Origin of the sequence: Pacificimonas aurantium, from assembly GCF_020092905.1 — a bacterium.
Lineage (GTDB): Bacteria > Pseudomonadota > Alphaproteobacteria > Sphingomonadales > Sphingomonadaceae > Pacificimonas > Pacificimonas aurantium.
Genome location: NZ_JAGSGB010000001.1, coordinates 299,007 through 311,241, shown reverse-complemented (window position 1 = coordinate 311,241; position 12,235 = coordinate 299,007). Strand labels below are relative to the sequence as shown.

Annotated in this window: 11 protein-coding genes; 6 read left to right on the top strand and 5 right to left on the bottom strand. The window is 65.7% G+C overall.

Going from position 1 to position 12,235, the window contains the following annotated elements:
- Nucleotides 1-4: 4 nt before the first annotated feature.
- Nucleotides 5-646 (bottom strand): CoA transferase subunit B, encoded by a 642-nt coding sequence (locus tag KCN53_RS01515; protein ID WP_088711774.1) that lies wholly within the window; start codon nucleotides 644-646, stop codon nucleotides 5-7.
- Entirely contained in the window at nucleotides 646-1,350 is a 705-nt protein-coding gene (locus tag KCN53_RS01510) for a CoA transferase subunit A (RefSeq protein ID WP_088711775.1), read from the bottom strand. The genes KCN53_RS01515 and KCN53_RS01510 overlap by 1 nt, the downstream gene beginning before the upstream one ends.
- Nucleotides 1,351-1,634: 284 nt before the next feature.
- On the opposite strand from KCN53_RS01510, the gene KCN53_RS01505 reads away from it, so the two are divergent.
- The 3 genes from KCN53_RS01505 (at nucleotide 1,635) to KCN53_RS01495 (ending at nucleotide 4,039) form a co-directional block, all read left to right on the top strand.
- Nucleotides 1,635-2,333, top strand: coding sequence for a PEP-CTERM sorting domain-containing protein (locus tag KCN53_RS01505; protein WP_088711776.1), 699 nt, complete (start codon nucleotides 1,635-1,637; stop codon nucleotides 2,331-2,333).
- Nucleotides 2,334-2,478: 145 nt separating this feature from the next.
- On the top strand, nucleotides 2,479-3,123 hold the full coding sequence (locus KCN53_RS01500; RefSeq protein WP_088711777.1) for a histidine phosphatase family protein: 645 nt from the start codon (nucleotides 2,479-2,481) through the stop codon (nucleotides 3,121-3,123).
- A 31-nt stretch (nucleotides 3,124-3,154) separates the two neighbouring features.
- On the top strand, nucleotides 3,155-4,039 hold the full coding sequence (locus KCN53_RS01495; protein WP_088711778.1) for an SDR family NAD(P)-dependent oxidoreductase: 885 nt from the start codon (nucleotides 3,155-3,157) through the stop codon (nucleotides 4,037-4,039).
- 10 nt (nucleotides 4,040-4,049) lie between these two features.
- Here KCN53_RS01495 and KCN53_RS01490 read toward each other — a convergent pair whose 3' ends face one another.
- Nucleotides 4,050-4,721 (bottom strand): SdpI family protein, encoded by a 672-nt coding sequence (locus KCN53_RS01490; RefSeq protein WP_088711779.1) that lies wholly within the window; start codon nucleotides 4,719-4,721, stop codon nucleotides 4,050-4,052.
- Nucleotides 4,718-4,993 carry a metalloregulator ArsR/SmtB family transcription factor gene (locus tag KCN53_RS01485; RefSeq protein ID WP_088711780.1) on the bottom strand — a complete coding sequence of 92 codons (276 nt, stop codon included), beginning with the start codon at nucleotides 4,991-4,993 and terminating at the stop codon, nucleotides 4,718-4,720. Before KCN53_RS01485 ends, KCN53_RS01490 begins: the two co-directional genes overlap by 4 nt.
- Before the next feature lie 97 nt (nucleotides 4,994-5,090).
- Here KCN53_RS01485 and rlmN point away from each other — a divergent pair, with 97 nt between their 5' ends.
- The 3 genes from rlmN (at nucleotide 5,091) to KCN53_RS01470 (ending at nucleotide 11,651) form a co-directional block, all read left to right on the top strand.
- On the top strand, nucleotides 5,091-6,302 hold the full coding sequence (gene rlmN, locus KCN53_RS01480; RefSeq protein ID WP_224199285.1) for a 23S rRNA (adenine(2503)-C(2))-methyltransferase RlmN: 1,212 nt from the start codon (nucleotides 5,091-5,093) through the stop codon (nucleotides 6,300-6,302).
- Nucleotides 6,303-6,369: 67 nt separating this feature from the next.
- The gene (locus KCN53_RS01475) at nucleotides 6,370-9,033 is read left to right on the top strand and encodes a M14 family zinc carboxypeptidase (RefSeq protein ID WP_088711781.1); all 2,664 of its coding nucleotides are present in this window, start codon (nucleotides 6,370-6,372) and stop codon (nucleotides 9,031-9,033) included.
- Nucleotides 9,034-9,212: 179 nt separating this feature from the next.
- Nucleotides 9,213-11,651, top strand: coding sequence for a TonB-dependent receptor (locus tag KCN53_RS01470; RefSeq protein WP_088711782.1), 2,439 nt, complete (start codon nucleotides 9,213-9,215; stop codon nucleotides 11,649-11,651).
- Here the strand turns inward: KCN53_RS01470 and KCN53_RS01465 are convergent.
- Nucleotides 11,648-12,211 carry a DsrE family protein gene (locus tag KCN53_RS01465; protein WP_088711783.1) on the bottom strand — a complete coding sequence of 188 codons (564 nt, stop codon included), beginning with the start codon at nucleotides 12,209-12,211 and terminating at the stop codon, nucleotides 11,648-11,650. The two genes, KCN53_RS01470 and KCN53_RS01465, sit on opposite strands and share 4 nt — an antisense overlap.
- Between the last annotated feature and the right edge of the window lie 24 nt (nucleotides 12,212-12,235).

Here is a 12,235-nt window from a genome sequence, read left to right as displayed (position 1 = left end):
TGGACTAGACGGCGACCTCGAACGCCGCTTCGGTCTTGCTACGGACCTCGTCCACGGTGACCCCCGGCGCAAGTTCGATGAGGCGGAAGCCGCTGTCATGATCGGGCCGCCCGAAGACGCCCAGGTCGGTCACGATCATGTCCACGACGTCGGTCCCGGTCAGCGGCAGGGTGCAGGACTTCAGAAATTTCGGTTCGCCGGCCTTGTTGGTATGGTCCATCAGGACGACGATCTTCTTGACGCCGGCGACCAGGTCCATGGCGCCGCCCATGCCCTTCACCATCTTGCCCGGAATCATCCAGTTGGCGATGTCGCCATTCTCCGCCACTTCCATCGCGCCCAGGATGGACATGTCGATATGGCCGCCGCGGATCATCGCGAAGCTGTCATCAGAGCCGAAGTAGCTGGTGCGGCGCATCTGGGTGATCGTCTGCTTGCCGGCATTGATCAGGTCGGGATCGACTTCGTCTTCGGTAGGGTAGGGGCCCATACCGAGCATGCCGTTTTCCGACTGCAGCGTGATGTCGATATGCTCGGGAACATGGTTCGCCACGAGGGTGGGCATGCCGATGCCCAGATTGACGTAGAACCCGTCTTCAAGTTCTTCTGCCGCCCGCGCGGCCATCTGATCACGTGTCCAGGGCATTACGCTGCCTCCCTCACCGTACGCTGTTCGATGCGTTTCTCGAAATTCTTACCGACGATCAGGCGCTGGACGTAAATGCCGGGCGTATGGATGCAGTCCGCATCGAGGTCGCCGGGTTCGACGAGTTCCTCGACTTCCGCGACGGTAACCTTGCCTGCCGTGGCCATGACCGGGTTAAAGTTTCTCGCCGTCTTGCGGTAGACGAGATTGCCATATGGATCGGCCTTCCAGGCCTTCACGATCGACAGGTCGGCCACCAAGCCGGTTTCCATGATGTAGGTTTCGCCGCCGAATTCCCGGTGGTCCTTGCCCTCGGCAACCACCGTGCCGACGCCGGTCTTCGTATAGAAGCCGGGAATGCCGGCGCCGCCCGCCCGGCAGCGCTCCGCCAGTGTGCCCTGGGGGTTGAATTCCAGTTCCAGCTCGCCGCCGAGATATTGCCGCTCGAACTCCTTGTTCTCGCCGACATAGGAGCTGATCATTTTCTTGATCTGACGGCTCTGCAGCAGCAGGCCGAGGCCGAAATCGTCCACGCCGGCATTGTTGGAAATGCAGGTCAGGTCGTTCACGCCGCTGTTACGCAGGGCCGCGATCAGATGTTCGGGAATGCCGCAAAGTCCGAAGCCCCCGGCCATTACCGTCATGCCGTCGAACAAGAGGCCGTCGAGTGCAGCCTGAGCGGATTGAAAGAGCTTTTCTGCCATAGGGACGCATATTCCTGCAGCTTGCCTGGACCGATTGGCCGCCTGATAAGCATGCTCGGACCGCAGGTGCAATTGAGTGCGCATCCCTTTGGAAAGACTCTGCGATCACGGTGTCGGCACACTTTACACCCGGCGGCGCCGGAGAGGGGCGATGTCCCGAAGAAGCGCTGAAAATACTCGCGAAAACATTCTTGGCACGGCCTTTGCTAGGTGTTGGGGGAAATGTCTGTTCGCCGTCGCTTCGGTGTCAGACGAGAGAGATTTACACGTTGGGAGTTGTTCCGATGATCCGTTTTCTGCTTGCCGCCTCTGCCGCGACTCTCGCTGCGTCGGCTGCCTCCGCAGCGCCGATCACCATCGACGATTTCGAAAGCGGGTCTTTCGGCCCGCTGACGTCGTCTGCTGTTATTCCGGCTCCGACCGCCATTGGCGGCACGCGCTACCCGAATGTTTCCGCCTCGCAGGGCTCGATGCAGCTGTCGCTGACGGGCGGTGACGATGCGGTCGTGATCACCGGCGGTGCCAACGACACGGCGATCAAGGAAATCTGGTGGGGCGGCATCGCTCAGGCGCCGCGTCGTCTCAACGCCGACCTGACCGACGGCGGTACGAACAGCCGCTTCGAAGTTCAGTTCAGCGATGCCAGCGTTTCCTATTCGCTGCTGACCTACTCGCTGCGCGTCATCTCGATCGATGCGGTCCAGGAAGCGGTGAACCTGCCGTTTACGGTGGATCCGACCGGCTTCGCGTCGATCGATTTCGCAACCTTCGAGGCGCTGAACCCTGATCTCGACTTCACCGATATCGACTATATCCGGTTCAATGTGCGCGGCCTTGGCGATGGCGAAACACTCTCGCTTTCCGACATCACCGTCACCGGCGACCCGCTTCCGCCCGAAGCCGTGCCGGCTCCGGCGGCACTCGGTCTGCTCGGCCTCGGCCTGGCCGGCATCGGCTTCAGCCGTCGCAAGCGCCGCGGCTAATTCCATTCCGTGAAACCCTGTCTGCGGACAACGGGTTCGTCACAGGGTCTGTTAGCGCCGGCTCCGGATCGTCCGGGGCCGGCGTTTTCCGTATGCGGTGCCTCGCTCGTTGCACTGTCTCGGCGCCGCCCCTAGGTCCCGGGGCATGACCTTGCCGCCGCTTTATATCGCCCGCCATGCAGAGACGGTCTTCAATGCCGGCGCCCGCATGCAGGGAAACCATGCCCATACGCCGTTGACCCGACGCGGATTTTCCCAGGCCGAGGCGATGGGAGAGGCACTTGCCAAGCATTTCGGCAAGGCCCCCGAGGTCGATATCTGGGCATCGGCGGCGGGTCGCTGCCAGCAGACGGCGGGTATCATTGCCGAGCATCTGGGCCACAACTTCTTCGATGTGACCACCGACGAGCGGCTGTTCGAAATCGATGTCGGCCTGTGGGCGGGGCGCGACTATGCCGAGATCATGGAAGAGGCCGGGCGCCCCATCGTCGACGCCGAACGCGGCCTCTTCTGCGTCCGCCCTCCCGAGGGCGAATGGTATCCCGACATCCGGCGCCGGGTCGACGCGTGGCTTGCCGAATTGCCTGCCGGAGGGCCGGTCATCGTCGTCACGCATGGCATGACCGCACGCATCCTCCGCGGCGCGCTGGTAGGCGGAACACCTTTCGAGCCGGACTGCGTTCCCATCGCCGACGGCGCGCCGCAGGGCAGCATCCACCTGGTCGAGGACGGGCGCGAGACGCTCCTGTTCGAAGGCTCAGGCGCGCAGAAGATGCAAAAGGGCTACTGACTTTCCCCGGAGCGGCAGCGGGGAGGGCCAAGTGGACAATCTGGACGGAATGACCGCCTTCATCACGGGCGGCGCGAGCGGCATCGGCTTCGCCCTTGCCAAGGAATGCGCGTCCCGCGGGATGACGGTCCTCCTGGCGGACATCGAGGCCGCCGAGCTCGAGACTGCCCGGGCCAAGCTGGAAGCGCAGGGTGCCCGGGCGTTCGCCTACAGGCTCGATGTCTCCGACAAGGACCAGTACCGGGAGGTGGCCGCCGCCGTTCTGGCAGAGCACGGCGCGCCTTACATGCTATTCAACAATGCGGGCGTCGGCGGCGGGGGATCGGCCGCGCTGGGCAAGATCGGCGACTGGGAGTGGACCGTCCAGGTCAACATCCTCGGCGTTGCCTACGGCCTCAGTCTCTTCGTCCCGGCGATGATCGAGAGCGGCCAGCGCGGCTATGTCGTCAACACGGCATCACTCGCGGGGCTGATCACCGCGCCGTTCGGCATGGCCATCTATACGATGACGAAGCACGCGGTGGTCTCGCTGACCGAATCGCTCGCGCACGAGCTGAGAGAGCATGACATGCATGCCGCCGTAATCTGTCCGGGGCGCGTCTCGACCCGGATATATGCGGATGATCGCAACCGCCCCGGCGCGCACCGCGACGGCGACTTCACACCGCGGGACCCGGCGCTTCGCGATGTGTCGAAGGCGATGCTGGCAGACGGGCTTCCGCCCGAAGAGCTGGCCGCACGGACTTTCGTCGCGCTCGAAGAGCGGCGAACCTACGTCATCACCCATTCAGAATATCGGGAGTCGGTCGCCGCCAGGCACCGGCAGATCGAGGCGGCCATGCGCGGAGAGCCCGATACCGACGCCGACATCATCGCTCTTGGCCAAGCGGAGCGCCGTCTGGAGCCCCTGCTTTAGCGCCTCGAGGTCAGCCGCCGGTTTCGCGGCGGTAGAGCCACCAGCTATAGGCGAACGATATGAGGACGGTGATCGCTGCGCCCACCGACAGGAGGGCGATCGCCCAGCCGAGTGGCAGTAGGATCGCAGCGAGCAGAGTGAGACATCCCGTTGCCGTAAAGGCCATGCCGCCGACACGGTGTGTCCGGCGCCATACCTCGTCGCTGGAAAGGGTCCACGGCGTGCGGATCCCTACGGCGAAGTTGCTGCGCGCCTTGGTAAGGAAATTCCCGATCACCGCGAACAGGAGCCCGACGGCGCCGATCACGACCCGGGCGACGTCGAGGTCATATCCGAGGGCGCCGGCGATCGTGGCGCCGTGTACCGCCAGCAAAACAAGGGCTAGCGACCCGAGAATGAAGGAAAGGGCCGCCCGGCTCTGTTCGAGATTGCGGCGGCGTGGGTCGAGGTGCACCGCGACCAGCGCAATGGTCATGGTGAAGAGGAAAATGCCAGGCAGCAGCCAGACGGCCTCGGCCTTCGACCCATAGCGGTCGGCCTGTCCGGATGCGTCCCAATGAACCGGGTAAGGTCCCTCGGGCAGTGCCAACCAGGCATAGGCGGACAGGGCGATCATGGCGATGAACGCGCCGACAAGGACCAGGCGCGCGCCGGGCGACAGGAGCTTTGAAGACAGGATCATTCGGGAGCGTCCTTTTCGATGGCGAGCAGGGTCATGACGGAGGCGAGAACTTCCTCGGCGAGCGAGGCATTGAGGCTGTAGACGCGGCTGGTGCCGCGCCGCTCCTCGCGGATCAGGTCCGCCTCCTTCAAAATGGAGAAATGCCGCGACATGGTGGGCGCGGCCGCGTCGAACCGGGCGGCGAGATCTCCGGCGGTCAGGGATTCGCGCGCCAGGTATCGCAGCGCCTGGCGGCGTGCCGGATGGGCCAGGGCGTGAAAGACGCTCTCCATGAGCGTTATTTCGAATATAGGCTAATTAGAGTCAAGGCTAACAAGCGCCGTTCTCGCGCCCGCTGACAAAGCGGCGACAATTCCCTATATGCGGGCAATGCCGACCGCTGCGATGACCATTCCCGGCACGGACAGTCCCGTGCCCGTCCCCCGCGCCATTCCGGCGCGCGCCGACGGACGCGTCGACCTGCTGGGCCTGACCAAGGACGAACTGAGGGCCTGCCTGGAAGCGGGCGGGGTCGAGCAGAAGCGCGCAAAGATGCGCGCAAAACAGCTGTGGCACTGGATCTATCTGCGCGGCATCACCGATTTCTTCGCCATGACCGACATCGCCAAGGCCGACCGCGAGCGGTTCGAGCGGCAGTTCGTCATCGGCAGGCCGGACGTGACACAGGCGCTGGTCTCGACGGACGGTACGCGCAAGTGGCTGCTGAAGACCGATGACGGCCACGAGTTCGAGATGGTCTTCATTCCCGACCATGACCGCGGCACGCTGTGCGTCTCCAGCCAGGTCGGCTGCACGCTGAACTGCCGGTTCTGCCATACCGGCACGATGAAGCTGGTCAGGAACCTGACCGCGGGGGAAATCGCCGGTCAGGTCATGCTGGCGCGCGACGCGCTGGGCGAATGGCCGGCCGAAGGCGAGGAAATCACCGGCGATGCGCGCATGCTGACCAATATCGTCATGATGGGCATGGGCGAGCCGCTGTATAATTTCGACAATGTGAAGCAGGCGCTTGCGATCGTCATGGACGAGACGGGCCTGGGGCTGTCGAAACGGCGCATCACGCTCTCTACGTCCGGCGTCGTGCCGATGATGCAGCGCTGCGGCGATGAGCTGGGCGTGAATCTCGCCGTTTCGCTGCATGCGGTGAACAAGGAAACGCGCGACGAGATCGTCCCCCTCAACCGCAAATACGGCCTTGAGGAGCTGCTCGAAGCCTGCGCGGCCTATCCCAGCGCATCGAACGCGCGGCGGATCACCTTCGAATATGTGATGCTGAAGGGTGTGAACGACAGCGATGCGGACGCGCGCGAGCTGGTGCGGCTGATCCGCAAATACCGACTGCCGGCGAAGGTGAACCTTATCCCCTTCAACCCCTGGCCGGGCAGTGCATATGAATGTTCCGACCCGGCGCGCATCAAATCCTTTTCCGGCATCGTCTTCGACGCGGGCATCTCTGCGCCCGTCCGCACCCCGCGCGGCCAGGACATCATGGCAGCCTGCGGGCAGCTGAAGACTGCGGCGGAAAAGATGAGCCGCGCCGAGCGCGACCGGCTGGCGGCCGAGGCCAGCGCCGCCGCCTAGGGCGTCTGCCCCATTGAACCCACCGGGCTTTCCCGCGAAGAACCGGGACCAAACCAAAGGGGGTTCGATGAAATTCTGGTTGGCCGCGGTCCTGACGGGCCCGTTTCTGTTCCTGTCGGCACTGTCCGCCGATGCCCAGTCCATCCTTCCCGGCGACTTCGATCCGGCCATTCCGACCCTGGAAGAGGTGACCGGACACCGCACGGCGGAGGCGATCACCGATCCCGCCGAAATCATCGATTATGTCGAAGCGCTGCAGGCGGCGGCGCCCGACCGCATGCAGCTGGTTCAATATGCCGAAAGCTGGGAAGGACGTCCGCTCGTCTACGCCGTCATCTCGGCGCCCGAGAACATGGCGCGGCTGCCCGAGCTACGCGCGAACATGGCGCGCCTGGCCGACGGACCGTCCCCGGCGGAGGTCGACCGGCTGCTGCCCGAAACCCTGCCGGTCACCTGGCTGTCCTACGGCGTCCACGGCAACGAGATATCCTCCTCCGATGCCGGGCTGGCGCTCGCCTATCACCTGCTGGCGGCCCGAGGCGACGAGCGAGTCGAGACGATCCTCGATAACAGCATCGTCGTCATCGATCCGGCGCAGAATCCGGACGGACGCGCGCGCTTCGTTCACAGCTTCGAGCAGGCGCTCGGCCTGACGCCCTTTGCCGATCCCGACACCGCGGAACATGACGAGCCATGGCCCGGCGGACGCTACAACCATTATCTGTTCGATCTCAATCGCGACTGGTTCGCGGTGACCCAGCCGGAAACGGTCGGCAAGGTCGCCGCCGTGCGCGACTGGAACCCCGTCGCGCTGATCGATGCGCACGAGATGGGCGGCAACAGCACCTATTTCTTCCCGCCGTCCGCCGACCCGTTCAATCCGAACATCACCGAGATGCAAAAGCGCAAGCAGGAGCTGCTGGGCCGCAACCATGCCGCGTGGTTCGACAGCCGCGGCGAGCCCTATTTCACGCGCGAGGTCTATGACGCCTTTTACCCCGGTTATGGCGACAGCTGGCCGACCCTGACCGGGTCGATCGCCATGACGTTCGAGCAGGCAAGCGCGCGCGGTTTGCTGTTCGAGCGCAATGACGGTTCGATCCTGACCTATGGCGACGGCGTCGCGAACCATTTCATCGGCACGCTCTCGACCGCCGAAACGGTAGCCCGCAATGCAGACCAGTTCCTGCGCGACTATGCCGCCTATCGCCGGACCGCCGCAGCGGGCGAAGCGGGACGGGGAACCTATCTGATCGACCTGTCGGAGCGTCGCTGGAACGCGGAATCGCTGGCCCGCCGCTTGGTTCATCAGGGCATCGAGGTTACGCGGCGCGGCGGCGCCTTCAGTGCCTGCGGCAAGTCCTTCCCCGAGGGCGCGCTGATGGTCGACCGGTCGCAGCCCGAAGCGCGGCTGATCCGCAGCCTTCTCGATGAAAATACCCCGCTGCCGGCAGATTTCGTCGCCGAGCAGGAGGCGCGTCGCGACCGCGGCCTCAATCACCGCCTGTACGACGTCACGGCCTGGTCGCTGGGCCTGATGTCGGGGCTCGACGTGACGATGTGTTCGGCTGCGCCGGGCGGCGGCACGCAGGTTCTGGCGGACGCGCCGATTGCGCCGGTCCTTTCCGGGTCAGGCCGCTTCGGCATGGCGGTCCCATGGTCAGATACGGGTCAGGCACGGCTGGTCTTCGCGGCGCTGGCGGAAGGCCTGAATGCGCGTGCCACGGGCGAAGCCTTCCGGGCCGACGGGCAGGCCTTTCCCCGCGGAACGGTCGTATTTCCGCGCGGTCCCAACGACGACGCCCAGCTTGCCCGCCTCTCGGAGCTCGCAGCGGAGATCGGCGCGGAGGTCGTGGGGCTGGCCAGCGGCTGGGTCGAAGACGGCCCCAATCTGGGCAGCGGCAATTTCGTCAGCCTGGCCGCGCCGCGGATCGCCATGGCATGGGACGACGGGATTGCCCCCACATCGGCGGGGGCCCTGCGCTACGTCATCGAACGGCGGCTCGGCGTGCCGGTGGCGCCGATCCGCACCGCCCGTCTCTCCCGCGCCGACCTTGGCGAGTATGACGTGCTCCTCCTGCCGTCGGGATACGGTCCCGACGCGCTGGGCGGCGCGGGCGGGAAAGCCGCCATTCAAAGCTTTGCCGACCAGGGCGGCGTCGTCGTCGCGATCGGCGGCACCGTCGCGATGCTGGCAGAGGGCGAAAAGGCGATGTTCGCAACAGCCAGGGAAACGGCGCTGGGCGGCGAAGCACGTGGCAGCGAGACGTCGGGCGGTGAGGAGTCCGGCGGTTCGAGTGGCCCGGTCCCGGGGACGGCGATCGCAAGCGAGGCCGACTATCGTGAGCTGACCGGCGATCCGGCGGCGCTGCCGGACGAGATGCCGGGCGCGCTGCTCAATACCGCCATCGACCCGGAAAGCCTGCTGTCGGCGGGATATGGGGACGGTCCGGTGGTCCTGGTCGACGGCAGCCAGATCCTCACGCCGCTGAACGCCGCCGACGGCACGAACGTCGTGCGGTTCGCGGCCGCGGACGACCTGCTCGCCAGCGGTTACGTCTGGGACGAGAACCGCCGCCAGCTCGCGTTCAAGCCCTATATGATGGCGCAGCGCGCCGGGTCGGGCCTCGCCATCGGCTTTGCCTATGATCCGGCCACGCGCGGGTATCTGGACGGGCTCGACCTTCTGATCGCGAACAGCCTGCTCTTCGCGCCCGCAAGCGTTCGGTGAGCCGCGACAAACTGCGACAAGTTCGGCCGGCTGCGACAAAGCTTCGCGACATGGGGAGGCTAGGCCGGGACACGTAGTCGTCGATAGCGTGTCCCGGTCGGTCGGCGTCGCTCTAGTAAGGATCCGTCAGCGTGCCCCTCCCCCTTCTTCCCAAGCTTCGCCCCGCAAGTCCTCGCCTGATGGTTCGCCTGCTCGCGGCCAGCGCTCTTGCCACGCAGGGCGCCTCGACGATGGCGCAGGACGCGCCCGAGAGCGATGCGGGCGAGCTGACCGAGGCCGCGGCTGCCGCGGCCGATCCGATCATCATCACGGGGACGCGCCTGCGCGGTTCGGTGGATAGCGACATTCCCCCCGACATCGAACTGGGCGAAGAGGCCGTGGCGTCCTACGGGGCCAGTTCGATCGAGGACCTGCTGGACGCCATTGCCCCGCAGACGGGCTCTGCGCGCGGACGCGGCGGCGGGGGACGGCCGATCATCCTGCTGAACGGGCAGCGCATTTCAGGCTTTCGCGAACTGCGCGACCTGCCGCCCGAAGCCATCGAGCGGGTGCAGGTATTTCCCGAAGAGCTGGCGCTGGAATATGGTTATCGACCCGACCAGCGGGTGGTGAATTTCATCCTGAAGGACAATTTCGCGCAGCTGACCGGCGAAGTGGAAGCCGCCTTTCCGACCGGCGGCGGCTTCGCCGAAGGGGAAGTCGAAACGACCTATACGCGCATCACCGGCGGCGGCAGGCTGAACGTCGATCTGGAATATCGGCCCTCGTCCAGCCTGACCGAGGCCGAGCGCGGCATCGTGCAGGAGTCCGCGGGTGACTTGGACCTGGCCGATGAAGGCGAGTTTCGGACGCTTGTCGCCGAAAGCGATACCGTCGAGCTGAATGCCAATTGGAGCGGCCAGCTGTCGGAGGCGACATCGCTGACCCTGAGCGGCGAATTCTCGCACGATGAAAGCCGGTCGCTGCTGGGTCTTGCCGATGTCGACCTCACCATCCCGGCGGACAGTCCCTTCGCCCGCACAGACGAGCCCGAGGAGATTTCACGCCTGCTTCCGGCCTCCGGCGCGCTGACGCGCGAGAGCCGCAGCGACGACGTGGCGGTGGGCGGAGTGATGAACGGGCGGCTGGACGAGTATCGCTGGTCGCTGACCGCCAATTATTCGCGCAGCGCCTCGGAGACCGAAACCGAGCGTGAGGCAGGCACCGATGCGCTGACAGCGGTCGTCGCGGCCGGCGATCCCGCCGTCGATCCGTTCGATCCCGATCTCGGCAGCGGCCTGCTGCCCACGGTCGATACCAGCGAAAGCGTGAACCAGACGGTCGACCTCAACGGGAATATTTCGGGAGCGCCCCTGCTGCTCCCGGCCGGCGAACTGCGCACCAGCTTGACGGCGGGTTACAACTGGCTCGGCATCGATTCGGAGTCGGTCACGAACGGGACCGCGGCGGCAGCCGATCTCGGCCGCTCGGTGGTCTTTGCCCGCGCCAATATGGACATTCCGCTGACCAGCGTGCGCGAGGGCGTTCTCGACGCGGTCGGCGACATCAGCGTCAACGGCAATCTGGGCTATAGCGAGCTGAGCGATTTCGGCGGCCTGTACGAATATGGTTATGGCCTGCGCTGGGAGCCGGTCGACGGCCTGTCCTTCCTTGCCAGCGTCATCGGCGAGGAGGCCGCCCCGAGCGTGTCGCAGCTGGGCGACCCGATCGAAGTGACGCCGAACGTCACCACCTTCGACCTCGCCACCGGCAAGACGGTCCGCATCGACCGGACGACCGGCGGCAACCCCGACCTGCTGGCGGAATCGCGCCGCGACCTGAAGCTGACGCTGAACTGGTCGCCCGGCGGCGAGCGCGACCGGCAGGTGACGGTCGAATATATCCGCAACCATAGCGAGGACGTCACCAGCTCCTTCCCGCTGCTCACTCCCGCGATCGAGACGGCCTTTCCCGACCGGGTGACCCGCGATGCCAGCGGCCAACTGGTCGCGCTGGACGCGCGGCCGATCACCTTGTCCGAAGTCGATGCAGAGCGCCTGCGCTATGGGTTCAGCCTGCGCGGCGAGTTCGATCAGGAGGAGGAGAGGGGGCGCGGCCGGGGCGGTCCGCCCATGCCGGGCAGCGGCCCCTCCGGCGGACGGTGGAGCGTTTCGGCCTATCACACCTGGAGCCTGGACGAGACGGTACTCATCCGCCCAGGCCTGGATGAGCTCGACCTTCTGAACGGAGACGTCATCGGCGGCGGCACGCCGACCGCCCGCCACAATGTCGAGGTGGAAGGCGGGGTCTTCTGGAACGGCATGGGCCTGCGCGCGGATGCGACCTACACCGGTACGTCGGAGATTGCCGGCAGCGGTCTGCCCGGATCGAGCGACCTGTTCTTCGGCGACCTGCTGACGGTCGACCTGCGCGCCTTTTACAATTTCGAGAGCAATGAGGGTCTGATCGAGGACGTTCCGTTCCTCAAAGGGGCGCGGATGTCGCTGTCGGTCGACAATCTGTTCGGCGGCATTCGCCGTGTCGAGGACGAGACCGGAGCCGTGCCGCTGAGCTACCAGCCGGGCTATCTCGACCCGGAAGGGCGTATGATCGAGATCGAATTCCGCAAGCGCTTCTAGAACGGATTGAGAGTGTAGCCGTCGCGCTGCAATCGGGCATGGGCCGTCATCGCTGACAGCGCCATCTCGACGCCGGGCAGGAACTCTTCGCGTGCGAATCCCTGCGACTCCGCGCTCTGACCGCAGACCTGGATGGAGATGCTCTCCGCGATGAGCGCGGCCACGAGCGGGGCATTGGGGTTGTCTAACCCGTCGAAGCGAGAGGCGTAGCTGTCCGTCTTCAGAAGGCTGGCAAGGGCATCGCCGTGGACGACGAGCGCGACGGTCACATCCTGGTCGCGCGCACCCGATGCTGCATGCATGTTGAGGAAGCGCGCCGCCGTGACCAGCCCGCGGTTCAGCTCGCCGGGTTCGCTGCCCGCGGAAATGTCGAAGCTGTGCCGAAACTCCTCGCCCGCCTCGACCGGGTTGTCTTGGTCGACCGGTGCGGCCGGACCGTAGCCCTCGATACGCGGTCCGGTGACGAAGCTGTCGGGCAGGCCCTGTGCCGAAGCAGGCGCGGCGAGCAGGAGGAGGGCAGGAAGGGCGAAGCGCGCCGCAGCGAGACATGGGTGGGTCATGCCGGGAAGGTTAGAAGCTCGAGA